The sequence below is a fragment of the Streptomyces buecherae genome, assembly GCF_014295035.1.
Lineage (GTDB): Bacteria > Actinomycetota > Actinomycetes > Streptomycetales > Streptomycetaceae > Streptomyces > Streptomyces youssoufiensis.
Window position 1 is genome coordinate 7,940,023 of record NZ_CP060404.1, and the last position, 25,058, is coordinate 7,965,080.

Annotated in this window: 19 protein-coding genes and 1 pseudogene; 12 read left to right on the plus strand and 8 right to left on the minus strand. The window is 71.8% G+C overall.

Features of this window, described 5'->3' with window-relative positions; all coding sequences use genetic code 11:
• The first annotated feature begins 307 nt into the window (after window positions 1–307).
• A complete protein-coding gene (locus tag H7H31_RS31500) occupies window positions 308–3,382 on the plus strand; it encodes a helix-turn-helix transcriptional regulator (protein ID WP_187065047.1) in 3,075 nt (1,024 codons plus the stop codon).
• A 487-nt stretch (window positions 3,383–3,869) separates the two neighbouring features.
• Here H7H31_RS31500 and H7H31_RS31505 read toward each other — a convergent pair whose 3' ends face one another.
• Together H7H31_RS31505 and H7H31_RS31510 are read right to left on the minus strand one after the other, a co-directional pair.
• Window positions 3,870–5,648: a S8 family serine peptidase gene (locus tag H7H31_RS31505; RefSeq protein WP_232110174.1), complete on the minus strand. Its 1,779-nt coding sequence runs from the start codon at window positions 5,646–5,648 to the stop codon at window positions 3,870–3,872.
• Window positions 5,649–6,434: 786 nt separating this feature from the next.
• On the minus strand, window positions 6,435–9,011 hold the full coding sequence (locus tag H7H31_RS31510; protein WP_232110175.1) for an ATP-binding protein: 2,577 nt from the start codon (window positions 9,009–9,011) through the stop codon (window positions 6,435–6,437).
• A gap of 581 nt (window positions 9,012–9,592) precedes the next feature.
• On the opposite strand from H7H31_RS31510, the gene H7H31_RS31520 reads away from it, so the two are divergent.
• From H7H31_RS31520 to H7H31_RS31535, 4 genes are all read left to right on the plus strand, one after another.
• The gene (locus H7H31_RS31520) at window positions 9,593–10,027 is read left to right on the plus strand and encodes a hypothetical protein (protein ID WP_187065049.1); all 435 of its coding nucleotides are present in this window, start codon (window positions 9,593–9,595) and stop codon (window positions 10,025–10,027) included.
• A 69-nt stretch (window positions 10,028–10,096) separates the two neighbouring features.
• Complete coding sequence (locus H7H31_RS31525; RefSeq protein WP_187065050.1) at window positions 10,097–10,642, plus strand: hypothetical protein; 546 nt, start codon at window positions 10,097–10,099, stop codon at window positions 10,640–10,642.
• Entirely contained in the window at window positions 10,639–13,470 is a 2,832-nt protein-coding gene (locus H7H31_RS31530; protein ID WP_187065051.1) for a ribosome-inactivating family protein, read from the plus strand. Before H7H31_RS31525 ends, H7H31_RS31530 begins: the two co-directional genes overlap by 4 nt.
• 310 nt (window positions 13,471–13,780) lie before the next feature.
• Window positions 13,781–14,572 (plus strand): alpha/beta fold hydrolase, encoded by a 792-nt coding sequence (locus H7H31_RS31535; protein ID WP_187065052.1) that lies wholly within the window; start codon window positions 13,781–13,783, stop codon window positions 14,570–14,572.
• A gap of 289 nt (window positions 14,573–14,861) precedes the next feature.
• Here H7H31_RS31535 and H7H31_RS31540 read toward each other — a convergent pair whose 3' ends face one another.
• From H7H31_RS31540 to H7H31_RS34705, 3 genes and pseudogenes are all read right to left on the minus strand, one after another.
• Window positions 14,862–15,011 (minus strand): hypothetical protein, encoded by a 150-nt coding sequence (locus H7H31_RS31540; protein WP_372456076.1) that lies wholly within the window; start codon window positions 15,009–15,011, stop codon window positions 14,862–14,864.
• 279 nt (window positions 15,012–15,290) lie between these two features.
• Window positions 15,291–16,367, minus strand: a complete 1,077-nt coding sequence (gene recA, locus H7H31_RS31545) for a recombinase RecA (protein WP_187065053.1) — start codon at window positions 16,365–16,367, stop codon at window positions 15,291–15,293.
• A gap of 307 nt (window positions 16,368–16,674) precedes the next feature.
• Window positions 16,675–16,794 (minus strand): annotated as a pseudogene (locus tag H7H31_RS34705) (proton-conducting transporter transmembrane domain-containing protein); the annotation flags it as partial.
• A 177-nt stretch (window positions 16,795–16,971) separates the two neighbouring features.
• On the opposite strand from H7H31_RS34705, the gene H7H31_RS31550 reads away from it, so the two are divergent.
• A complete protein-coding gene (locus H7H31_RS31550; protein ID WP_187065054.1) occupies window positions 16,972–17,424 on the plus strand; it encodes a YbhB/YbcL family Raf kinase inhibitor-like protein in 453 nt (150 codons plus the stop codon).
• Window positions 17,425–17,456: 32 nt separating this feature from the next.
• Here H7H31_RS31550 and H7H31_RS31555 read toward each other — a convergent pair whose 3' ends face one another.
• Window positions 17,457–17,801, minus strand: coding sequence for a DUF6343 family protein (locus H7H31_RS31555; protein WP_187065055.1), 345 nt, complete (start codon window positions 17,799–17,801; stop codon window positions 17,457–17,459).
• A gap of 386 nt (window positions 17,802–18,187) precedes the next feature.
• Here H7H31_RS31555 and H7H31_RS31560 point away from each other — a divergent pair, with 386 nt between their 5' ends.
• On the plus strand, window positions 18,188–18,586 hold the full coding sequence (locus H7H31_RS31560; protein ID WP_187065056.1) for a ChaB family protein: 399 nt from the start codon (window positions 18,188–18,190) through the stop codon (window positions 18,584–18,586).
• 79 nt (window positions 18,587–18,665) lie between these two features.
• On the opposite strand, the gene gdhA is transcribed toward H7H31_RS31560, so the two are convergent.
• Window positions 18,666–20,006, minus strand: a complete 1,341-nt coding sequence (gene gdhA, locus H7H31_RS31565) for an NADP-specific glutamate dehydrogenase (RefSeq protein WP_222625604.1) — start codon at window positions 20,004–20,006, stop codon at window positions 18,666–18,668.
• 534 nt (window positions 20,007–20,540) lie between these two features.
• Here gdhA and H7H31_RS31570 point away from each other — a divergent pair.
• The 5 genes from H7H31_RS31570 to H7H31_RS31590 all read left to right on the plus strand — a co-directional run bounded on the left by H7H31_RS31570 (window position 20,541) and on the right by H7H31_RS31590 (window position 24,348).
• Complete coding sequence (locus tag H7H31_RS31570; protein WP_232110176.1) at window positions 20,541–21,440, plus strand: LysR family transcriptional regulator; 900 nt, start codon at window positions 20,541–20,543, stop codon at window positions 21,438–21,440.
• A 415-nt stretch (window positions 21,441–21,855) separates the two neighbouring features.
• On the plus strand, window positions 21,856–22,503 hold the full coding sequence (locus H7H31_RS31575) for a DUF4360 domain-containing protein (RefSeq protein WP_187065058.1): 648 nt from the start codon (window positions 21,856–21,858) through the stop codon (window positions 22,501–22,503).
• A complete protein-coding gene (locus H7H31_RS31580; protein ID WP_187118182.1) occupies window positions 22,488–22,640 on the plus strand; it encodes a hypothetical protein in 153 nt (50 codons plus the stop codon). The genes H7H31_RS31575 and H7H31_RS31580 overlap by 16 nt, the downstream gene beginning before the upstream one ends.
• 413 nt (window positions 22,641–23,053) lie before the next feature.
• Complete coding sequence (locus H7H31_RS31585) at window positions 23,054–23,413, plus strand: hypothetical protein (protein WP_187065059.1); 360 nt, start codon at window positions 23,054–23,056, stop codon at window positions 23,411–23,413.
• An 80-nt stretch (window positions 23,414–23,493) separates the two neighbouring features.
• Window positions 23,494–24,348 (plus strand): maleylpyruvate isomerase N-terminal domain-containing protein, encoded by an 855-nt coding sequence (locus H7H31_RS31590; RefSeq protein ID WP_187065060.1) that lies wholly within the window; start codon window positions 23,494–23,496, stop codon window positions 24,346–24,348.
• 28 nt (window positions 24,349–24,376) lie between these two features.
• Here H7H31_RS31590 and H7H31_RS31595 read toward each other — a convergent pair whose 3' ends face one another.
• Window positions 24,377–24,865, minus strand: coding sequence for a glutathione peroxidase (locus H7H31_RS31595; RefSeq protein WP_187065061.1), 489 nt, complete (start codon window positions 24,863–24,865; stop codon window positions 24,377–24,379).
• Window positions 24,866–25,058: the final 193 nt, after the last annotated feature.

Below are 25,058 nucleotides of genomic sequence, written 5' to 3' on the forward strand. Positions count from 1 at the left end.
CTGGACCCGCCAAGCGCGTGATCCGGCACGGGCGTTGACACCGCCTCCGACCAGCGGCTGGGGCACACCCAGGAGTTCGCGCCGGAACCCTCTTGCTCCGGCGGCCCGTGGAAAGTAGCTTCGCGTTACCGCGGTGGCCGACTGGCTACGGGCGAGCCGGAAGAGACAGCCGATGGGTGACGACCGGGACACCGGTGCGGTCTCCACAGACCTACGGCCACGACCGAGATGGCCAGTCCGGGCGCGTCGCTGCCCGCCTGCCACCGTGAGCCATGGCCTCGGCCTTCCCTCGGGCACGGAGTCCTCCATGACCAGTCCACTTCTTCGCCGTTCGGGAGCCCCGGCCCTCGTCGGTCGCACCGGCGAACTGCGCGCGCTGCTCGACGTCGTCAACCACCCTCCCGCGGTCGCCTTCGTCGAGGGAGAGGCCGGGATCGGCAAGACCCGGCTGATCCGGGAGGCGTTGGGGCACCCGTCCGTACGGGGCCGCCGCGTGCTGCTCGGCACCTGCCAACCGCTGCGCGAGCCCTTCCCCTACGGCCCGTTCTTCGACCTGTTACGGCAACTCGAAGGCCAGTTGCCACGGGGTCTCAACCCCGTGTGCGGCACGCTGCGGCCCTATCTGCCGGAGTTGGCCGACGCGTTGCCGCCCACGCCGGAGACACTCCACGACCACCAGGCCCGCCGGCACCGACTCTTCCGCGCCGTGCGCGCGCTCCTCGCCTCGCTGGGTCAGGTCGTCGTGGTCGTGGAGGACCTGCACTGGGCGGACGACGGCACCCGTGACCTGGTCGGCTTCCTCGTCGAGGACCCACCCGCCGAAGTGGCGATGGTGCTCAGCTACCGCCGCGAGGACCTCGCGAACGTCGGGTTGCAACTAGGCCGCGCCTATCGGCACCCGCCCGGCACCACCTCCGCTCTGATCCCGCTCGGACCCCTGGACGTGTCGGCCGTCCGCAGTCTCGCCACCGCCATCACCGGCGGCGAGACCGTACCCGCCGACCTCGCCGCCGAACTGCGCGAACGCACCGCCGGCATCCCGTTCGTCCTGGAGGAGGTCGTCCGCGCGCTCGTCGTCAGCGGTCTGCCGGCGGGCTGGGGCGCACAGCGGGAGACACTCGACGCCCTGGAGGTGCCCAGGCTGCTGCGCGAGGCGATGGTGGACCAGACGACGGGGTTCTCGGCGCATGCCATGGCCGTGGTGCGTGCGGCGGCCGTGCTCCGCGTCCCCGCCGCCGAGGACCTGATCGCCGCCGTCGCAAGCGCTGAGCCCACTGTCGCCGAACCCGGTGATCCCCGGTCCTCCGCCAGCGTCGGCCGAGCGGATACGCGCGCAGCCGCACCGAGCGCGCTGCCCGGGCACGCGGCCGGCGGCGGCGCGTACCCCCGGGCGCCCCGGTCCCCGAGCGGCGTCGACGCGGGCAGGGGGATCAGGGAGGCGCTGCTGGCGGGCGTGCTCCACGACTTCGGGGGTGACCGCTACGGCTTTCGGCATTCCCTCGCCCAGCAGGCGGCCTACGACGCACTGCCGAGCCTGGACCGGCGCCGACTGCACCGCCGTGTGATGGCCGTGCTCGTCGACGCCGAACCGCCGCCGCTGAGGCAACTCGCCTACCACGCACGGCAGGTCGGCGACCTCGATGCCTGGTTGCGGTACAGCGAGGCGGCGGTGGACGCCGCCCGTGAGCTCGGCGACACCGCTGTCGCGGCGGAGATACTTGAGGGGCTGCTGTCCGACCCGCGACTGCGCGGTGACGACCGGGCCAGGTTCGCCGTCCAGCTCAGCCGGGTCGCGGTGTTGGGCCTCGCCTACCGCAGGGCCGTCGCGCTGTTGCGGGGCATCGTGCGCGACGGCGATCTCCCCGACGTCGTACGCGGTGAGGTCCGGCTCAACCTCGGGCTGTTGCTCAGAAACCAGGCCGGACAGTACGAGCAGGGTTGGACGGACACCGAGATCGCGGTCCGGGAGCTGCGCGACTCACCCGAACTCGCCGCCCGGGCCATGGCCGCGCTGGCCATGGCGAGTTCGGGCGAGCAACCGTACGCCGCCTACCAGCAGTGGATCGCCCGTGCCGAGGGGCTCCTCACGGACCAGTCGGACCCGGCCCTGCGGCTGGCCGTACGGGGCAACCACGTCGTCCTGCGCATGATGGCGGGCGATCCCACGGTCTGGGCCGAGGCTGAGGAGATGATGGGCACCGGGCGGACCCCCGAAGAGTGCCTACAGCTCGCCCGGCTGTCCGGCAACCTGGCCGAGGCCACCACCTGGCTCGGCCACTACGCGGCGGCGCAGCGGTTCCGGCGCGCGGGAGAGCGGCTCGCCGCCGAGTGCGGCTCACCCTGGCTCCAGGGGATCATCGACGGCACCTCGCTGCGGCTGGAATGGGGCCTGGGCAACTGGCATGACCTGGCCACGCGTGCGCGCCAGGTGCTCGACATGGTGCAGGGCGTGTCCGGCACCGCGGCCGACGCGTACCTGGTCCTCGGGCTGCTCGCCATCGCGCGCGGTGAGTGGGACGAGGCCACCGACGCACTCGAAGCCGCCGCCCTCGGTGACCCGGTCAACGCCCGGGCCCCCGTCCTGGCCGCCGCCGCGGGGGCGATGATCCGGGTGTGGATGGCCCGCGGCGAGATGGGGGCGGCCCGGGCGGAGGCGGAACGGGCCGTCGCCAGGGTCCGACGCAAGGGGATGTGGGTCTGGGGCGCGGACCTCATGCCGACGGCGGTCGCCGTGCTCGTACGGCACGGACGGGTGTCGGAGGCGGATGCCCTGGTCGCGGAGTACGCCGCGGGCATCGCCGGCTGCGACGCGCCGCTGGCCGCCGCCGCACTGGAGGCATGCCGGGGCGCGGTGGCGTACGCACAGGGCCGCCTGGCCGAGGCCATCGCGGCCTACGAGGCGGCGAGCGCTCGCTACGCGGCGTTGCCCAGACCGTATTCGGCGGCCCGCACCGCTGAGGCCGCCTTGCGCTGCCGCCTCGCTACGGGTGGCCTTGGCGGCAAGGCCGGCCTGGCCGGTACGGCAGGGCGCGGCGGTGCCGGCCGCGCGGGAGACACCTCCGGGGCGCGGGTCGCGAGGGAACTGACCGAACTCGCCGAGCGCTTTGCCGCACTGGGCGCAACGCGGGACGCGGCCCGGTGCCGTCGGGTGCTACGTGATAACGGTGTCAGCATCTCTGCGCGACGCGGTCGACGTGGCTACGGCGACCAACTCACTCCGCGCGAGCGGGAGGTGGCCCGTCTCGTGGCCACGGGGCGCACGAACCGGGAGATCGCCGACGTGCTCTTCCTGTCGCCACGGACGGTCGAGCAGCACGTGGCGAGGGTGCTGCACAAACTCAACCTCACCTCCCGAAGCGAGGTACCCGCAGACGCCTACTGACCGGTCTGGCCTGCCCGGCCTGCCCGGTCCGCCCGGCCTGTGCGGCGAGGTCGTGGGGTGGTTGGCTTCTCAGTCGTCTGTTTCGTCGTCGGGCATTGTGGGGTGGGTGCACGGCGGAGTGGGAGTGGTCGGCCCTCGCGCGCCGGCTTGCCGGGCTGTGGCAGTCCGGCCCGGGCCAGGCCGAGTGCGCGTGCGCACGTGGTGCCCGCGTCCCGGGGCCTGCGCGAGGGGATGCGCGGTCCTGCGGCAGGATGCCGAGCACATCGACCGGACGGCCGCGGGTCGCGTACGCCGCGACGAGCCGGTGCGGGGCCCCTGGGGGCCCCGCACGCTGTGGGTGGTCTCCCTCGGAGGCCGGGCGTGGGACGCCCGGCCTCCGAAGCGACGAGCGGTAGCCGTCGTTGTCGGGAGGCTCGGCGGCCGGTGCGGGAAGGCAGTCGGCCGTGGCGGATAGGAGGGTCGGACGGCCTGTTGGGCGGCGGTAGGGTCAGTTACCGAAGCAGACGGTCTGGCTGCCGTAGTCGCGGCACTGGACCTGCTTGGCCGCGGTGCCGGCGTTGCCTGCCCGGTCGGTGACCGTGAGCTGCGCCGTGTAGGTCTTCTGACCCGCTGGGTAGGTGTTCTTGGCGGTCTTGCCCTCGCCGGTCTTGCCGTCGCCGAACTTCCAGGCGTACGAGGCGATGTCACCGTCCTTGTCGGTGGAGCGGGAGGCGTCGAAGGTGCACGCGTCGTTCCGGCAGGAGACGGTGAACCGTGCCACCGGCGGCTCACCCGCCGGCTTGCCAACGGCCACCTCCCTGGTGACGGTTCCGGTCTTGCCGCTGTTGTCGGTCACCGTCAGCTTGACCTCGTACGAACCGGCCTTGTCGTAGGTGTGCGACGGCTTGGCGCCCTCGCCGGTCTTGCCGTCACCGAACTCCCACGCGTACGAGGAGATCGAACCGTCCGGGTCCTTCGACGCGGACCCGTCGAAGGCGCACGTCGTGTTGGCCTCCGAGCAGGTTGGTGTGAACTCCGCGGTCGGCTTGCCCGGGTCCGCGGGCGCACCGAGCTTGGACACGTCGAGGAACTTGTTGGGCGAGCCCGTGCCCGGGTTGGTGACCACGCCGTCCCGCGCGGCGGCGATCACCGCGTCGGTGGCCTGCGTGCTGCTCGCCCTCGGGTTGTTCTCCAGGTAGAGAGCCAGCGCGCCGGCGGCGTGCGGCGCGGCCATGGAGGTGCCGCCCATGGTGGTCTTGCCCGTGTCGGAGCTGTTACTGGCCGAGGTGATGTTGCCGCCGGGGGCGAACAGGTCGATGCAGCGGCCGTAGTTGGAGAAGCTGGACCGCGCGTTGTTGCTGTCGGTGGATCCGAGGGACAGCGCCTCGGGCGTGTCGCCGGGCGAGGTGCCGCACGCGTCCTGGTTGGCGTTGCCCGCCGAGATCGCGGTCGGGAATCCCGCCTGCACAGCTCGCTTGGTCGCCTCGCGCATGCCCTGCGGGTCGGCGTTCGGGCCGCCGGAGCCGAGGCTCATGTTGATGACGCCGGGCTTCTTGCCGTTCTTGACGACCCAGTCGATGCCCTCGATGGTGTCCGCGTCGGGACCACTGCCCTGGCAGTCGAGCACCCGTACGGCGACGATCTTGGCCTGCTTGGCGACGCCGTACTCCTTGCCGGCGATGGTGCCGGCCACGTGCGTGCCGTGGCCGAAGCAGTCGGCGGCGTCGGTGTCGTCGTCGAGGAAGTCGTAGCCGGACGAGGCCCGACCCTCGAAGGTCTGGTGCGAGAACCGGGCGCCGGAGTCGATGACGTACGCGGTGACACCCGCGCCCGTGCCCGGGTAGTCGTACGCCTTGTCCTGCTTGCCGTCCACGGCGTCCAAGCCCCAGGACGGTGGGTTGGGTTGGTTGCCGCCTTCGGTGGCGCGCACCATCAGGGACTGCTGTACGTAGGCCACTTCGGGGTCCGCCGCCAGCCGCTTGGCCTGGACGGGCGTCATCCTGGCGGAGAAGCCGCGCAGGGCCGCTGTGTAGATCCGATCGGCGTCGCCGCCGTAGCGGTCGGTGAGCCGGTCGGCCTGGTCGGTGACGGCGGTCTCGGCAGCCGCGGAGGCTGAGGTGGAGCCCTTGAGCGAGACGATGTACAGGCCGTCGATGGCACCGGGCGCCCCGGCGTTGATGACTCTTCCTTCGGCGGCCGTACCGCCGCTGTCCTCGGTGGCCTGGGCGGGTGCGCCGGCCATGGCCAGCGTGGCGGTGACGGCGAGCCCGGTACACCATGCCGTCAACCAGCGGTAGTTCCTTTGCGTGGTTCTCATCCTGGGTGTGTCTGCCTTTCCGTCTTGGTGGAGCGCGTGTGCGTGGTACTTCGGTGGGACGCCGGCCATACGCGGCGCACAGCCGGCGGCAAGGGACGGACAGTCGAGCGCGGGTGGAAGGTGCCGGGGCCCGCTCGTACCGCTCGCCGCGAATGTTGGCGAGCGGGGCCTTCCGCGACGGGAGACGGGCGCGCCCCGGCTCCGATCGGGCTGCCGCGCCCAGACGGCCAGCCGCCGTGGTGAGGCGCTCGACCGCTCGCACGGTGCGAGCGGGCCCGGTGGGGCGAGAAGGCGGTGCGTAGCGTCTGCCTGTCCCGCGCCGAGGCTCACGGCCTGGGCGAGGTCGCCGTCGCCGGCGCTCGACCTACCGGTACTGACCATCGCGGACACTGTCGCGGCGGCGGCAACCCGACACAGCGTCGCCCGCCGCCTGTTCCGTGCCGCTGTCCACCGCCTCCGGTCGGAGGCGTCGTTCGGCCCGATGTGTGGTCGGGCCGAACGAGGAGTCCGCCAGCGACGCCGTCGAGGGGTGTGGGAGGTGCGACGGCGCCGGCTGACGGGCCTACCTTGACGGTGTGCGGGGGTCGGTAGCAATCCGTGTCGCCCTCCGTATCGCGGACAGTCCGGACGTCGACGGTCTGGCAGCCAGCGTGCCCGGTGCCTCGCACGGCTTCCTCGTCGGACCCGCGCAGAATCATCGGAGGCTGCCCACCGTTGTGATGGGTGCCGCTGTCTGTGCGCGGCGGCGTCGCCCGGTCAGCTCGGCAACAGGGTGTCGAGCACCCGGAGTTCCGTCCTGGCCTCGGCCTGGCGGAAGCTGCGGTGTTCGGTGAGGGTGGCCAGCGCGGCGCGTACGGCCGTACGGGCTTCCGCGAGCCTGCCGACGTGGCGCAGGACGATGCCCAGTTCGAGGTGGGCGGGCCCGCTCCAGGCCGGCATGTCGGAGCTCTCGAAGGCGGCGAGCGCGCTGCGTAGCGGCCCCTCGGCACGCTGCCACTGGCCGAGCGCCGCGTGGTCGTTGCCGACGTGTTGCGCGGTGGCCGCCTGGTAGAGGGCGAGCAGGTCGGGGCAGAGCCCGGGGATGCCGGCGCGGCAGATCTCCGCGCCGCGCAGGTGGATGTCCAGGGCCTGCTGGGCTTGCCCCTGTTCGCGCAGGACCTCCCCGAGGACGTTGAGGGTGGTCAGCTCCGCGATCCGGCCCTCGGGCGTGGCGTTGCGTTGATGGCAGGCCGCCGCCTCACGCAGCCCGGCCACCGCCTCGTCCAGCCGGCCCAGCCGGCGCAGCGCCCCCGCCTCGTAACCCAGCGCCCACCCCGTCTGGAGCTGGTCGCCGCTGTCCCGGGCGGCGACGTACGCGGCCCGGGCGGCGGCCAGCGCGGCACGGTGGTCGTAGACACACAGGTTGTACGCCCAGGCCAGGTAGTTGAGGTGGGTGGCCTCCTCGCGGCCGGAGCCCAGCGCGCGGGCCGCGTCCGCTGCGCGCCGGAAGACCTCCACCCACAGCTCCCAGTGTTGGGTGAGGTCGGAGAACCAGTGCATCGCCTCGGCCGCGTCCACCACCGCCCGGTGCCAGCCGGCCTCGGCCGCGTGTCGCAGGGCCGCGAGCCACTGGGCCCACTCGTCCTCCAGCCAGCGCCGGGCCTCGGCCCGGGTGGCGGGCGTGGTGGCCGGGTCGGGGTCGCCGGTGGTTGGCTCGCCAGGATCAGCGCCCGGGCCGCCATGGACGTCGGTGGTCTCGTCAGGTGGGGCGGGCCGCCGGGCGTCGAAGTGGAGTCCGGCCGCCGTCGCGCGCGCCAGCATCCAGCGCGCGGTCCGGTCCCGGGCGGCCCGCTCCGTGCCGGGCCCGTCCTCGCTGGCCACCAGCTCGGCGGCGAACAGCCGCAGCAGGTCGTGGAATTGGTAGCGCTCGGCCACGGCGTCGGCCTGGAGCAGGCCACGGTCGGCCAGTTCGTCCAACCCAAGCTCCGCCTCGGGCAGGGACACACCGGCCAGCAGCGCGGCGGTCTCGGGGCTCACATCCGGCCCGGAGGCCATCGCGGAGCGGCGCAACAGAGTCTGCGAGGCGGGGGAGAGCTGCTCGTAGGACAGCCCGAAGGCGGCCCGTACCCGCAGGTCACCGGCGTTCAGCAGGTCCAGCCTGCGCTCTTCGCGAGCCAGTTGGGCCACGAGCTTGGCCAGCCGTTCCCGCGGGCGGCCCGCCAACCGCTGGCCGACGATGCGGATGGCCAGCGGAAGGTGTCCGCACAGGTCCGTCAGATCGCGTGCCGCCTGCGCCTCCCGGCCGACCCGCGCGGAGCCGACGACGCGGGTCAGCAGTTCCACGGACTCCTCGCGGCGCAACAGGGGCAGGGCGATCCCATGCACCCCCTCCAACCCGGTCAGGCCGCTCCGGCTGGTGATCACGGTCAGCGAGCCGCCGAGGGACGGCAGGAGGGGGCGTACCTGGGCCTCGTGGGCGGCGTTGTCCAGCACCAGGAGCAGCCGCCGGGGCGCGAGCAGCGAGCGCAGCAACCCCGAGCGGCCCGCCAGGTCGTGGGGGATGGCGTGTTCGGCCACCTCCAGCGCTCGCAACAGCGTGGCCAGCACCTCCCGTGGGTCGGTCGGCTCCGCGTCCATGCCCCGCAGGTTGACGAAGAGCTGTCCGTCGGTGAAGCGGGGCGCCAGGGTGTGGGCGAGGCGGACGCCGAACGCCGTCTTGCCAAGCCCGGGTTGGCCCGTGACGACGAGGACGGGCGGGTGGTCCGCCTCCGCCCGGTCGACCAGCGCGCACGCCTCGTCCAGGGCCTGCTCGCGCGCGGTGAAGTCCCGGGTGTCGCGAGGCAGCGACAGGGCCAGGGCGGCGTGCGGCGAGCTCGCGGGACGTTCCGTGCCGCCCGCCGTGCCCGTGCCGCCCGCCGTGTTCGGGCCGCCTTCCGGGCCTGTGCCGAGCGCCAGGCTCGCGCCGCCCACGGTGCTTGGACCATCCTCCGGGCCCGGGCCCGTGCCGCCCGGCGTGCTCGCGTCGGCCGCCGTGCTCGGGCCGGCCGCGCCGGTGGACCCGCCCCCGTGGGGTGGGACGCTCCCGCCGGCGGGATCAGCCGAGGCGCGGAGGCGTCCGGGGGCCGCGGCGGCCTCCAGGGCGTGGGCCTCGTCGGGGGCGAGGGCCAGCGCGCTGACCAGGGCCTCGACGGTGCGGCGCCGTGGCCCTCGGGTGCGGCCCCGCTCCAGGTCGGCCAGGGCCCGTACGCTCACGCCCGCCGTGTGGGCGAGCTGCTCCTGGCTGAGACCCGCGCGCCGGCGCAGGTCGCGTAGGAGCCGCCCGAACGCGCGCGGCGGGGGTGCTGTGCTGCTCACGGGGCCGACCTTCCTCTGTGCGTGCCACGGCCGGCACTTCCGGCAGAAGTATCCCTGAACCGCACTTTTGCCGGTGATTCCGCCTGGTGTCGGGCGTCCCGCCTTGCTGAACTGGGCACCGGGAGATCGTCGGTCCACGGACCCAACGGACCAGTACGCCAGTGCGTCCGTACGCCGAACACACCGTCACATCGGCACGCCGAGCACATCGGCACGTCCGCTCCGGCACGTCCGCACACCAGCACGTCCGTACGTCGCCAGGCCCATGGCCGGCGCGATCGTGGGGCCGCACCCTACCGAACCCGGTGCGGGTGGCTGGCGCGTACGGGCGGGCGCCGGCGCGCTCCCGTCACAGCTCCGACGGCCGGCAGGCCCGTTCGGTCCGGCACGGTCACGCGGTCCACAGGGACCGGAGAAAGGCAGGAACGTCATGGGTGGGGGGTTGCGCTGTGCGCTTCTCTAGGCGTGGAACAGACCGCGCGCGGGACGCCGGGAGACGGCGGGGACGTTTCGTACCCGCGGTGTTGGCGGTCGTCTGCTCGGTGGCGGTGACCCTGGGGGCACACACCCTGGGCTCCAGCGTGGGTGAGCGTGAGTACCCGGTGCGGCTGGAGAACGCCGGCCCGGCGGGCCAGGGCGCGCGGGAGGGGGAGTTCATGTTGTACGAGCCCGTCTGGACCACCGCGCACGTCTACCAGAAGGGTCTCAACGACCCGCCCTACGACACGGGACTCGTGGTCTCGTACATCACGCCGCTCGGCCGCAACCCCGGCAAGCAGGGTGACTGGGTCGGCATCTACGAGAAGGGCCAGCTCGACAAGGCCCACCGCAAGGACTGGGACTGGGTCTGCCCCAACGAGCACGCGCGCTGCAAGTCGTTCGGGTCCGCCATCGTGCCCGCCGGGAACGACGGCCTGGAGTCGGGCAAGACGTACACCGTGGCGTACTGGACCGACGACGCCAGCGAGTCCAGCGGCAGGCCGGCCGTGACCGTCGACTACGTCGTGCCCTGGTAGCACACGCCACCGCCGGCCGCACGGCCGACGGTTCACCGCATCCGATTCCCCAGAAGGAAGCTTCTCACCATGCGTCTGAGTACGCGCGGAGACGGTAGGCGACGCCGCTTCCTGCCCGCCGCCGTCACCGCCCTCTGCTCCGCCCTGGCCGTCGCGGGGACCCAGTTCCTGCTGCCGGACCGGGCCACCGGCACCAGCGTCCAGCAGTCCCAGCGGATCGGCCTCGCGGCGGGCCCGCACGGCTCCACCCACTTCGACATCCTGGACGCGACCTGGACCACCGCCCACATCGACCAGAAGGGCATCCACCTCAACCCCAAGGACACCGGCCTGGTGCTGACCTACCTGACCCCGGTCGGCCGCAACCCGGGCGAGCGGGGTGACTGGGTCGGCATCTACGAGAAGGGGCGGATCGACAAGGCCCACCGTAAGGACTGGGACTGGGTCTGCCCCAACGAGCACGCGCGCTGCATGGACTACGGCGCGGCCGTCATCCCGGCCGGCGACGACGGCCTGCTGTCGGCCGCGACCTACACCGTGGCGTACTGGGCCGGCGGCACCAGCGAAGGCAACGGGACCCCCGCCGCGACCATCGACTACGTGGTGCCGTGGTGAGCCGGCCCACCGTCGGCGCGCACGGCCGACGCCTCAGCGAGGCCGCCCTGTCCGGCTGCCTCGCCTTCCTCCTCGCCCTCGTCTCCACCGTCACGGTCCTCGGCACCCCGGCCGTGGCCCAGCCGGCGGAGCGGAACCGCGACGTGGCCACCAACTACCTGCACATCGTCGAGCAGATCGTGGAGGCGGCCAGGAACGCGGAGCGGCCGGTCGCCGGACCGTCCACCGGGCACCGCCGGGGCCACCGGTCCACCACCGGAGCCGGCCCGGCCCGCGCCAACCCCACCGACCTGGCCCGCCCGATCGGCGGTCACCCGCGTCAGGGCTTCGCCCTGATCCCCCTCGACTCCCTGAACTGGCGCACCGACATGCCCTCCGTCAGCCTGGTGATCCGCCTGGACACCATGTACGTGATGGGCTTCTACCAGCAGACCCTCAGCCGCACCTTCTTCCGTTTCGACGAGGAGAGCCTGGGCCAGGCGCCGCCCGAGATCTTCCCGGGCCAGGGCCAACTGAACACCGTGACCCTGCCCTTCACCAGCCGGTACGGCGAGGGCGGCATGGGTGGGCCGGACGTGTGGACCCGGACCGTCACGGGCGACAACCTGCGGGACGCGGTCCGCGACCTCGGCCGGGTCACCGCCCAGAACATGCACGAGGGCTGGGTGGGGCCCTCCCTCGCCCGCCTGGTCATGACCCTGGTGGAGGGCGCGCGGTTCAACAACGTCCGGGACGCCGTACACACCGCGCTGAGCGGCGAGCAGAGCTGGCCGGCGGCCGAGTACCAGCCGTACATCACCAACTGGGCCACACTCTCCCAGGCCGTCCGCAACGGCGACTACACCACCACGCTGAGCGCCGGGGCCCTCGTCCTGTTCATCACCTGGGTACGCGCCAACGTCAACATCCTCCAGATGCCTCCGGGCGGGAAGCCCCCTCGGCTGTGCTCGGGCACCGGGGCCGGTGCGACACCCTGTGCGTCGGCCCTGACCTCCGAGGACCGGCTCGAACCCGTCGACGGCCTGCCGGACTGGAGCGAGGCCGGCTACCGGAGCGGCGGCGCCCTGCCCGACCACCAGCAGTACACCGCCGAGCCCGCCTGTCGCATCACACCGACCAAGCTGGCCGACACCTACGGGGTCACCCCGGACGACGGCAAGGACGATTCGGCCGGCCTGCAACGCGCCATCGACGACATCCGCACCCGGTGCGCCGGCGACGCCAACTTCGACCAGCTCTCGCTGATCACCCTGCCCAGCGGCCAGGTCGACATCTCGCGACAGATCTCCGTGGACGCCGACTACCTGGTCATCCGTGGCCAGGGCAGCGACCCGGGCGACGAGCGGCGCACCCGCGTCGTCTTCCGCCCGGACGCCGACACGCGCTACGACACGCTGAGCAAGGACGGCAGCCGCTGGGACCCGGACTCGATGGCGCACGAGGCCGGCGCCGACACCGCCAAGGGGGGTTGGATCTGGCCGGGCCGGGGCCTGTTCCGCGTCCAGACCCGGGAGGTCGCCACCCGGTACGCCGACGAGTGGGCCGCGGCCCCGGCCAACCGCAAGGACCTCTACGAGGGCTCGGTCAACCAGCACTGGGCCTCGGGCGTCAAGCTGCGCGCGGCGGCCGACGCGCCGGGCTACGCGGCCAGGGAGGGCGGCCGGGTCATCCACCTCGACGCCAAGGCGAACACGTCCCGCTTCCGACCCGGCGGACACCTGTGGGTGGGCGCCGCCAACAGCCGTAAGTTCTACGAGCTGCAGGGGGCCACGGACGAGACGCGCTTCGACGACCTGCACATGCGTCAGCAGGTCTTCCGGATCGCCGCCGTGGACGCGGACAACCGCACCGTGACCATCGACAAGCCACTGGAGTTCGACGTGCCCGTCGACTCCACATCGGACGGCTCCGCACCGATCGGCACCACCGCGTACGCCAGCAAGGTGACACCGCTGACGATGGTGGTCGGCGTCGGGTTCGAGAACTTCGCCTTCACCCAGGAGATGCCGGGGCTGGACGCCAAGCAGGCGGAGCACAACTACGGCAACCTGGCACCCGAGTCCGCGATGCACGGCCTGGTCTTCAAGTGGGCCGCCGACTCCTGGGCCCGCGGCGTACGCGCGGAGATGACCGGATCCCACCCGATCGTCACCGAGGTCGCCAAGAACCTCCAGTTCGAGGGCAACCACCTGGACGGCGCCTGGAACAAGGGCAAGGGCGGCAACGGCTACCTCCGTGGCAGCCGCGTCTGGGACTCCCTGTACGCGTACAACACCACCCGCAACCTGCGACACTTCACCCTCCAGTGGTCCGCGTCGGGCAACGTCGTCTACGCCAACGACTTCGACTCCGACCTGAACCTGCACGGTGGTTGGGAGCGCCGCAACCTGTTCGAGAACAACACGGTGCGGGTGCCGTACGAGCACTACTCGGGCAACTGCACCGCCCGCTGCGGTGGCGAGAGCGGTGACGTCGAGGCCGGCACCTGGTACCCGATCTGGTGGGCGGCCGGTGAGAAGGCCGTGAAGTGGGCCGGGTCCTCCGGGCCGCAGAACGTCTTCCACAACAACGTCCTCACCAAGCAGCTCACTCGGGGCGGCCCCTACGTGGAGTTCCGGCCGTACAGCAGGTCGGGAGAGGGCAAGCAGCCGATCCACCAGTTCGGCTCGGCCGCCGACGACCCCGGCCGCTTCCAACACCTGACCCAGGACGGTGCGCCGATCCCGGACTGGAACGGACACGAGAGCGCGGACTACGGCGGCGACAGGGGCGTCCACAGCACCCGTACCGCCCCGGGCGCCTCGCTCTTCCTCCACTCCCCCCACTAGCGGCACCCCTCCCAGACCCCGACGTCCAGGCGTCGGGGTCTGTGGCGTCCCCTGGTACGACCTCTCCCGTCGCGTTCGCGCCCCCATCGCCCCGGACGGGCGGCGCCCCCGTACAGGCGCGGTGGCGGTGCGGCCATGGTCCTACGACGGCCACGCGAAGTGCCCGCTCGGCGCACAAGGCGGACGACGGCGAACCGTTGAGGTGGCAGGCTCTGCACCGTGAGGTCAGCAAAGCCGCCCTCACGGATCGCCTGTTGTCCAGCGCTTCCCGAAGTGCTGCGCCCGCCCACGGAGTTGAGGAGACCAGCCGATGCCCTACGCGACGGCACCCGACGGGACCCGCATCGCCTACCAGGTCGAAGGCGAGGGTGTGCCGCTCGTCCTGCTGGCTGGGCAGGCCAACAGCCACCTTTGGTGGGAGACGGTGCGCGCCGACTTCCACCCCGCACGCAGCACCCTGACCCTCGACTACCGGGGCACCGGCGACAGTGACAAGCCCGATACGCCCCACAGCACCGAACTGTTCGCCCAGGACGTCATCGCCGTCCTCGACGACCTCGGCATCGAGCGGGCCGATGTCTACGGCACGTCCATGGGTGGGCGTGTCGCCCAGCAACTCGCCGCCCGCCACCCGCGCCGAGTCCGCGCCCTGGTCCTGGGCTGCACCTCACCCGGCGGCCCGCACGGCATAGAACGCGGCGACGACGTCCGCCAGGCACTGGCCCAGCCCCACTCCGGAGCCGCGCGACAAGCCCTGCTGGAGTTCATGTACACACCCCGCTGGCTCGCCGGCCATCCGGGCCCGCACCACACCCTCGGCGACCCCCGGATGCCCGCCCACTCCCGGCGCCACCACCTCACGGCCAGCGACCGCCACGACGCCTGGGACCTCCTGCCCAGCATCAGCGCACCCACCCTGGTCCTCCACGGAACCGACGACGTACTCAACCCCACCGCCAACGCACCCCTACTCGCCGACCGCATCCCGGGCGCCCGGCTCCACCTGATCCCCGACACCCGCCACGCCTACTTCGAGGAAGCCCACACCCACGCCAGCCCCCTGGTCCTGGACTTCCTCACCACGACCTCGCACCAGCCGTAACCACGCGACCGGCCGCGTCGCCACGCGACCGGAAAACGAGCAGTTCTGCGGGAGGGGGAGGCCCCGGCAGAGGCGACCGTGGCAACCAGCCCGGCCCACCACGGTTGCCCCCCGCACCCAAGCCAGTTGATGTGCCCGATGCCGGGCGGCGGGCCCACCTGGTGGGAGGTGGTTGACGTCCGGCAGTGGGTCTGGGACCCGGTCACGCGGCGTGGCAGGCGTACGCGTGGTGCGGCTGTCCGGGGGCCGGCCTCGGCGTGGGGCGCTCCGTGCGGCATCGCTCCTGATGTCACTCGTGGCATCGGCGTCCTTGCCGGCCGCCGCCCCGATCTCTCGCCCCGATCTCCCGCCCCGCGATCTCGATCGGGCCGCCCTCGGGCCGCCTGAGCCGCAGGGATTCCAGCAGCGTCGTCGTCTTGCCGCTGCCGGACTCGCCCACCAGGCCCAGCGTCTCGCCCCCTCAGTAGCTCGAGGCTGACCTCGTTGACCGCGTGGACGTACGGGTACGGAGCTGCGCCACGAGGGGCGGATGTCAGCTTGACCCGAATGAGATGCCCACGCCTTGTTTTGGCTGGCTCTGCCTCGCGGCTGCGATGTTGCGCGGCTGCCGCGATGTTGCTGAAGCAAAATGATCACCGAAGCGGCTCAAGGACGCGGAGCATGTCGCAAGCGGGTGCCCGTCGGGAAGCCCGTCCTCCGGCGGGTCGGCCCGTGCCTGTCAGACGGGGCTTCCGGTCGAGGCCCCGGCGGTGTCGGGGGTCGGGGTGGGGTCCGCGTCCTCGGCGGCCGGGGCCTTCGTCGATGCCCCGATGCCGAGCTTCGTGAGGATCTTCTTCTCGATCTCGTCGGCGAGGTCGGGGTTGTCCTTGAGGAAGTTGCGGGCGTTCTCCTTGCCCTGGCCGAGCTGGTCGCCCTCGTACGTGTACCAGGCGCCGGACTTGCGGACGAAGCCGTGCTCCACGCCCATGTCGATCAGGCCGCCCTCGCGGCTGATGCCCTGGCCGTAGAGGATGTCGAACTCGGCCTGCTTGAAGGGCGGGGCGACCTTGTTCTTGACCACCTTGACGCGGGTGCGGTTGCCGACGGCGTCGGTGCCGTCCTTCAGCGTCTCGATCCGACGGATGTCGAGGCGCACCGACGCGTAGAACTTCAGCGCGCGGCCACCGGTCGTGGTCTCCGGCGAACCGAACATCACGCCGATCTTCTCGCGAAGCTGGTTGATGAAGATCGCCGTCGTCCGTGTCTGGCTGAGCGCGCTGGTGATCTTGCGGAGCGCCTGGCTCATCAGTCGGGCCTGCAGGCCCATGTGGGAGTCGCCCATCTCGCCCTCGATCTCGGCGCGTGGCACCAGCGCGGCGACGGAGTCGATCACGATCAGGTCGATCGCGCCGGAGCGGATCAGGATGTCGACGATCTCCAGCGCCTGCTCGCCGTTGTCCGGCTGGGACAGGATCAGGGAGTCCGTGTCCACGCCGAGCTTCTTGGCGTACTCCGGGTCCAGGGCGTGCTCGGCGTCGACGAACGCCACCGCGCCGCCGGCCCGCTGCGCGTTCGCCACCGCGTGCAGGGTCAGCGTCGTCTTGCCGGAGGACTCCGGCCCGTACACCTCCACGACACGGCCGCGCGGCAGGCCGCCCACGCCGAGCGCCACGTCCAGCGCGGTGGAACCGGTGGGGATCACCTCGATGGGCTCGTTGGGGCGCTCGCCGAGGCGCATGACCGCGCCCTTGCCGAACTTCCGCTCGATCTGTGCGAGCGCGGTGTCCAGGGCCTTCTCGTGATCGGTTCCTGCCATGAGCTTCACCTGGTCCGATTGAGTGGCACACCGCGCGTCGGAGAACGCGAGTGTTTCCTGCCGACAACGGACGTGTCGGAAGCCCCAAAAGCGAACATCCGATCGATTTTCGTGTCAATGAAAGGTACCAAACCGAGCAACGGTCGGGTCGCGCACCGCACCCTGGCTCATCGTGGTCGCGGCCCTCAACACGCTCGACTCCCTCTTCTACTACCTCCGCTGGGCCGCCCCGGCCTTCCGCCCAGCACATGGCCCCACCCCGCGCGACCGGGGCGCGACGAGTGGGTGGGCCTGAGTCGTCGTGCTCGTAGCCGCCGTCCACGGCAGCGGCGAAGACCTCCAGCTTTCCGACGAACACGCCGGTCGGGGGCGTGCCCACGAGCCCCAGCAGGGCGATGGCCGGGGCGATGGCGAGCAGCGGGCCCCGCACGCCCTGCCGGCCGAGAGCCAGGAGGAGCAGACCTGGCCCGTTGCCTGTGAGGGCCGCATGGGTGACGCCCGCCAGGCGTGCACCAGGTCGGGGCCCGTGCCGCGCCTGTCCTGGCGGAGAAACCCCAGGTGAACGACGTGTTTGCCCGGAAATGACCGGGGTACCCCGGGGTCCATGGCTGGCATCGAACTCATCAGCGACGCGTTCAACGACCACGCCTTTCTGGCCCGCCGGTACGCGTTCGAAGGCGAGAACACCTCGCCGCCCCTGACGTGGCGCGGCGTTCCGGACGACGCTTCCGAGCTGGTTCTGCTGTGCGAGGATCCCGACGCGCCGTCGGGCACGTTCGTGCACCAGGTCGTGGTCGGCATCGATCCCCACAGCGACGGCGTCGAAGCGGGACAGACGCCACCCGGCGGCACGGAGTTGGTCAACGGCTTCGGTGAACGGGGCTGGGGTGGACCACACCCGCCTCCCGGCGACGAGGCGCACCGCTACTTCTTCCGTCTCTACGCCCTCGCGGAACCGTGCGTCCTGCCCGACGCCCCCAGCGCCGAACAGGTGCACCAGGCGGTCGATCCCCGGCAGCTCGCCAGCGGCAACCTGGTGGCGCTCTACCACCGTTGACGGTGCGCGGCGGGCGAGGTGCGCGGCGCGCCTCACTCCGCCGGCGGTCGGCCGCCGTGCTCGCGCCTGAGGCGACGGGTGACGACCAGCAGGTCGGCCGCCGCGAAGAGGGTGAGCGCCGCACACACCGCCGCGAGGGTGACCAGCGGACCGCGTCCCGGGTTGTCGTCGGAGCCCGACCTCGCCGCCCACACCCCGAAGACCACGGCCGCCCCGCCGAACAACGGCAGGAACACGGTCGACAGAACCCGCCGCAACCCGAGCGCGCTCTGCGCGGTCATGGGCTCGGTCCCGGATCGGGCGAAGCGACGGCCGATCACGCCGGAACGCCCGCGCGGCACCGGACGCTCGCGCCGCCTCGGGCTCTCATCGTTCATGGCGTACTTCCTTCACCGATCTCGGGTGGTGCGGGGGAGGGACGACCAGGGGACGGCCGCTGCGGCTGACGGTCGTGGCGGCGGAATCGGCGAGCACACCCCCGCGTACACCGGAAGCCGGTCGCCGCCGGCCGGGCCCCACGAGGACTATGCCGCGACGGCGCCCACCCGGACGGGCCGGCGCGCCGCTTTCGGCCGCCCGGGCGACCCGCGCGGCGCGGCGGGCGAAGCCGCCGCCACCGTTACCGCCAGCAACCGTGGGGAACCCGAAGACCCAGACCCCGACCAGGCACAGCCGCCACGCACACCCGAATGTCACTCCGAACGTCACACCCGATCACACCCGACAGTCACACCCGACAGTCACTACCCAGGAGATGAGGCAGGTGCCCGGACGACAGGAGATGCCGTCGACGCTGGAACGGTCCCCGAAGGGCGCCCAACGCACGTGGATCAAGGCGCACGACTCGGCGGTCGACCAGTACGGCGAGGGCGAACGGGCGCACCGGGTGGCGTACGGGGCGCTGAAGCACAAGTACGAGAAGGTCGGTGACCACTGGGAGCGGAAGGAGGGTGGCCGCAAGGGGCCTTCCGACCCGCAGTCGGCGCGGCCCCGGCAGCAGGGCGGACGCAGCGGTGAGGGCGTCGACGAGAGCGCCACCAGGGAACACCTCTACGGCGTCGCGCGGTGGCTGGACATCGACGGCCGGTCGCGCATGTCGAAGGCCGAACTGCTCGACGCCATCCGCAAGGCCAACCGCTCCGAGACCCGCGCGGCGCGCTGACGCGCCCCGGGGCCACGGACCAGACGACCGTGCCCGGCGGCCGGCGCGTGTTTCGCCTGGGACCGCCGGGCATGTGGTGTCAGATGACGCCCTGCGCCAGCATCGCGTCGGCCACCCGCTCGAAACCGGCGATGTTGGCGCCCGTTACGTAGTCGCCGGGGGAGCCGTAGCGCTCGGCGGTCTCGTGGCAGGTGGCGTGGATGTCGTTCATGATGTGCGTCAACTCGTCCTCGACCCGCCGCGCCGACCACGACGTACGGGCGTGGTTCTGCGCCATCTCCAGCGCGCTGACCGCGACGCCGCCCGCGTTGGCCGCCTTGCCGGGGCCGAACGCCACGCCGGCCTGCTGGAACAGGTGGACGGCCGGGGGCGTCGTCGGCATGTTCGCGCCCTCGGAGACCGCCTTGACACCGTTGCGGATCAGCGCGGCGGCGGCGTTCTCGTCCAGCTCGTTCTGCGTGGCCGACGGCAGCGCGACATCCGCGGGAACGTCCCAGACACTGCCACCGGGCACGAAGCGGGCGGAGGCGCCCCGGCGCTCGGCGTAGGTGTCGACGCGACCGCGCTCGACCTCCTTGACCTGCTTGAGCAGCTCGACGTCGATGCCCTTCTCGTCCACGACGTACCCGGAGGAGTCGGAACAGGTCACGGGGTTCGCGCCGAGGGCGCGCAGCTTCTCGATGGTGTGAATCGCGACGTTGCCGGAGCCCGAGACCACCACCGTCTGGCCCTCGAAGTCCTCGCCGCGCTCGTTCAGCATCGCCCCGGCGAACAGCACGTTGCCGTACCCGGTCGCCTCCGGGCGGATCAGCGAGCCGCCCCAACCCTGTCCCTTGCCGGTCAGCACGCCGGCCTCCCAGCGGTTGGTGATGCGCCGGTACTGGCCGAACAGGTAGCCGATCTCCCGGCCGCCGACGCCGATGTCACCGGCCGGCACGTCCGTGTGCTCGCCGATGTGCCGGTACAGCTCCGTCATGAAGGACTGGCAGAACCGCATGACCTCGGCGTCGCTGCGCCCGTGCGGGTCGAAGTCGCTGCCGCCCTTGCCGCCCCCGATGCCGAGGCCGGTCAGCGCGTTCTTGAAGATCTGCTCGAAGCCCAGGAACTTGATGACCCCGAGGTTGACCGACGAGTGGAAGCGCAGGCCGCCCTTGTACGGGCCGAGGGCGCTGTTGAACTCGACGCGGAACCCCCGGTTGACCTGGACCCGTCCGCGGTCGTCCTGCCACGGCACGCGGAACATGACCTGGCGTTCCGGCTCACACAGCCGCTCGATGAGTCCTGCTTCGGCGTACCTGGGGTGGGCCGCGAGCACCGGCGCCAGGGTCTCCAGGACCTCGTGCACGGCCTGGTGGAACTCGGGCTGGGCCGGGTTGCGCTGCTCGATCTCGGTCAGGAGGGTGCCGAGTACGCTCTGCATGTCGGATCGCGTCGCCACAGAATGCCTTTCTGGCGCGGCTGTGACCGGTGCCGGCAGGAGTGTGACTCGCTCGGGCCCGGTCCATCGGTGAGCGCTCGGCGCCATTGCCGCACGCGGGGCAAAGTAAGTGTGACGCCCATATAAACATCTTGACTAGTACCTGGGTCCGGCCACCCAGCATGTGAGACCCCACACGAGGTGATAGGGCACCCACCCTGGTGGCGGCCGGGACGAGCGGCGGGCCGCGTACCGCGCGCGACCGTCTCGGCATCGCGCCGCGAGCGAGCCCTGCCGTGGTCAGGCGCCGCGCCGCACGCTCCCGGGCGGTGGTACGAGCGCCCTGACTCATTCCCGCCGCCCTCGGGAGGTCCTTCGACCCTTCCCGCCGCCCGGGCGGGCCCCATGGCGCCGACGATCACGGTGCCGCGCCGCCGTGGCCCTCGCCGTAGCGACCTGCGCGCACACCCTGCCGCCATGACCCCCGCGTCGTCTTGTCTAAGGTCGCTACCGCTATGGCGTCATCTTCTCGGAGGCGTGGTGGAGCTGAACGCGCTCAGGCAGTTCCTGGTGGTGGCGCGGCTGGAGCACCTCAGTCGGGCGGCCGACGAACTACGCGTCGCGCAGCCGTCGTTGAGCCGCACCATCGCGCGCCTGGAGGGCGAACTGGGTACCCCGCTGTTCGACCGGAGCAGCCGGCTGCGACTCAACGACGCGGGCAGGGTCTTTCGGGCGTACGTCGAACGCGCCCTCGGCGAGCTCCAGGCCGGACAGCTCGCCGTCGCCGAGGCCACCACCGAGGGCCTCGGCACCGTACGGTTGGCGTCGGAGACCTTTCTCACCCTTACCGGGCCGCTAGCGGTCTACAAGCGTGACCACCCCGCCGTGGAACTCGAACTCCAGTGGTCGCCGGCCGAGGACATGGCCCGCCGGCTGCGAGCCCGGGACGTCGACCTGTGCGTCGCCTCGCAGCCGATCCACGCCGAGGGTGTGGCGGGGACGCGACTCTTCGAGGACGCGGTGGGCGTGGCCGTGCCCCGCGACCACCCGCTCGCGGGTCGGGCGCCCGTGGGCCTCCACGAACTCGCCGAGTACCCCTTCGTCACCGCCCGCGCGGGGCACTGGCTGCGTCGACTGCTCGACCAACTCTTCGCCACCCGGGGTCTCGCCCCGAGGATCGTCTGCGAGAGCGACGAACACAGCGCCATCGCGGACCTGATCGGCGCCGGCCTCGGCATTGGTCTCGTCCCCTCCTTCGCCCGTCGCAAGAACCCGCGTACGCCATTGGTATGGGTCCCGGTCGACAGCCCGGACTGCCGCCGCACCGTCACCCTGTGCTGGGCCGCCGACGGCCACCTGTCGACCGCGGCCCAACTGATGCGCGCCACGATCACCGGCTGGGACTGGCGGAACGACCAAGCCCTCAACGCCTTCTGATGCTCTGTCAGGTTGTGGCCGGCTCATGGTGGCACCTTCACCGCGTGCGGCGCGCCCGGTCCGCCTGTGCCCACCGGACCCGTATCGGCTCTTCCGGCGGACCCCGTGTGCCAAGGCATGGGGCGTGAGGCGCGGCATGTGGCGCCTGGGGCGCGGCAAAGGCGCGTCACGCCAGGTCGCGAGGCGTGGCCCGAGTATTGGCCTGAGTTCGCCCTAGGCGGTGCCTCCACGGTTCCTTAACATCTCGCTCAATTGGCATGCGCATGTCCGATCGGATCACATGCGCCTCCGCCTCATCGCTCCGCCCGTCACGGGTCCCGGCGGTCGCCGCTCACGCACAGCACGTTCCCAGCACACCTCGGCGACCCCTGCCTGCCCTGACTGCCCGTTCCCCGAGGCAAAGGATTGGATCATCATGCACACCGGCATACTCGCAACCAGCGCGGTAGTTGGCCTGTTCGGCGCGACCCTCTCGCCCCAGAGCCCCGCCACGATCGAGAACCCGCCCGCCGACAAGATCGTGATCGAGGTCGCGACGGTGAACGGTTCCGGATGCCCCAAGGGAACGGCCGAGGTGGCCGTCTCCCCGGACAACACCGCGTTCACCGTGACGTACAGCCGCTACCTGGCGAGAGTCGGCGGCACCTCCGATCCAACGGACTACCGGAAGAACTGTCAGCTCAGCCTCGTCGTGTACGTCCCGAGCGGCTTCACCTACGCCGTCGCCAGCGCCGACTACCGCGGTTACGCGTCTCTGCAACCCGGCGCCACCAGCGAGCAGAAGGCCTCGTACTACTTCCAGGGGTCGCCGGACACGGCCGCGCGCTCCCACCCGTTCAAGGGCCCGCAGGACGACAACTGGCAGGTCACCGACAAGACCGACTGGGGACAAATGGTCTGGGCGCCGTGCGGCGCGCGGCGCAACTTCAACATCAACACCGAGCTGCGCGTGAACGCGGGCACCTCGGACCCGAAGAAGACCAGCTTCATGACCATGGACTCCACGGACGGTGACATCAACACCGTCTACCGGCTCGCCTGGAAGCAGTGCCCCAAGCCCTGACCCCCGCGCGGGGTGACGCGATGCCGTTGGCCCGCAGGCTCGTACGGCTGGAGGAGGCACGGTCCTTCGGCCGTACGGGCACCGGCGGCCGACAGCCCGCGCCGCGCGGGGCGTCCCAGCCGACGCGGGCGACCTGAGGCCCGACATGGCCCTGCGCACCGCGAAGGGTGACATCGTCCAGGTGCCAGGAGCCCGCCGCGACGAGAAGCGGCAGCGCACTCACAACCTGACCGTGGCGGACGTGCACACGTGCTACGTACTGGCTTGGCAACGGCCCGCCTGGGGGCGCCCCGCGCTCCGCGGACGAGGGTTTCGAAGGATGGCGAGGCCGAGAGTTCGTTGCCTGGCTCGATGGGCCAGGCAACGCGGTCACTGCCGGAGGCGGGCGCACGCTTGCCGGAGTCCACGACGTGCGGATGGGTCGGTAGCGCCTAGGGAGTCAACCCGGTAACCGGGCTGGCTCCCTAGGCGACCTGTCTGCCTACTATCTTCCCGGCAGGTCAGCGCTGCGCATCCGGGCCGGGCGCGTGGCTGTGTGGCGGGGGTAAGGGTGAGCTTCGATCTGGCCTTTTGGATCCAGAAGTCAGTGCCAACCTTGGAGGAGTCTGCCTGGGCGTACGACCAGTTGACGGATGGGCTTACCGGAGTCGTCGAAGAGGATCCGGCTGTGGAGGATTTCCGCGCATCCGTGATCTCTGCCTTTCCGGACCTCACCGAGGAGACCATGGATGAGTCGCCGTGGGCCTCTCCTCTGTACGGCAACAGAGAGTGCGTCATCGCAGCGATCTCCTGGTCGCGCTCCACCGAGGTCTCCTCGGTCCTGCTGGACTTGGCCTCTCGGCATGGACTGACTGCCTACGACCCACAGGACCAAGTGGTCTACGGCATCGAGGGAGAGCGCTCGCGCTGACAGCCCTCCCTCTCCCCAGCACCTACCGCCACCCCGCTACCCGGCGGTAATCTGCGCTCCCGACCGCAAGGGGGAGTCGCATGGGCGCCGTCACGCGTTTCGATCCCGTCGCCGAACACGCGCGGACCCGTGCCGCGTTGGGTGACGCCATTCCGCGGCTGGTCCGGCTGGTGCGCGCAGTGCCCGATCTCGACGTGGCCTCGGGTGTCCCGGTGTGGACGGTCGGCGACGTCGGGGCGCACCTGGCGGCCGTGTACCTCGCCTACCACGCCGTCGCCCACCCCGACGCGTCCGTGGAGTGGGGCCGGATCGTGCCGCCGGGTGAGACGTCGCTCAGCGAACGCGTCGGGGCCGTGAACGCCGCGTCCATCGGCCTACTCAGCCGCGAGGAACGCGCCCGCCTGGGCGCACTCCTCGCCGAGCGGGGCGAGACCTTCCTGCGGGACACCGAGGACTTGCCCCCGGACACCCTCGTCCACGCACCCTGGCTGGGGCGGGAGATCACGGTGGCGACCGCGACGGGGCTCGTGCTCAGCGAGACCCTCGTACACGGCCTGGACATCGCGCGTGGCGCCAGGCTCCCCTGGTCGATCGGCCCGGACGCGGCGCGCCTGGTGCTCGGGCAGTCGATGCCGACGATGATGCGGATGGCCCTGGACGCGTCGCGGGCGCGAGGTGTGAGCATCGCGTTCGACCTCGCGATCAAGGGTGGTCCGCGACTCGCGGCCGTCGTCGACGACGGAACGATGACGGTGACCCGCGACGCCCCACCCCGCGCCTACGACTGCCGGATCACGGCGACCCCCACCGCGTTCCTGCTGGTCTCCTTCCGGCGCACCCCCACCTGGAAGGCGGTGGCACGCGGCCGCCTGCGGGCCAGCGGGCGCAGGCCGTGGCTGGCCAGGCAGCTCGGGTTGCTCGTCGCCAGCCCCTGACGGCGCAAGCCGCCACCCCGCGTGGGCGTCAGGCTGGCAGGGTGGCCTCGATGGCGGTGGTGACCTCCGGGGCGTCCGGCTCGGTGCGTGGGCCGAAGCGCGCGGTGACGGTGCCGTCGGGGGCGATGAGGAACTTCTCGAAGTTCCAGCGGATGTCGCCGCTGTGGCCTTCGGCGTCGGCCGTGCCGACGAGTTCCGCGTACAGGGCGTGCCGCTGGGCGCCGTTGACGTCGGTCTTCTCCGTGAGGGGGAAGGTGACGCCGTAGGTGGTGGAGCAGAAGGTGGCGATCTCCTCGGCGCTGCCGGGCTCCTGGCCCGCGAACTGGTTGCACGGCACGCCGAGGACGGTGAAGCCGCGTGCGGCGTAGCGCTCGTGCAGCTTCTCCAGCGCCGCGTACTGCGGGGTCAGGCCGCACTTGGAGGCCACGTTGACGACCAGGACGGCCTTGCCGCGGTACTGCGCGAGGTTGGCCGGACCGCCGCCGAGGGCGTCGATCTCCACATCATGGAAGGGCATGTTCACTCCTACGTTCGTCGTCGCGCCTGACTGGGAGAGAAGGTCGGGCTGTTGACGAGCGTACTGGGCGGGCCGGGAGCGGCAGGCCGCTTCCGGTGTCCCCGCTGTCACCGCCGGACGTCAGGCAACCGTCAGCCTCGGGCCAGGAGGCCGTGCGGGCGCGGGAGGTCGGGCGCGCGGGAATCGCGGAGGC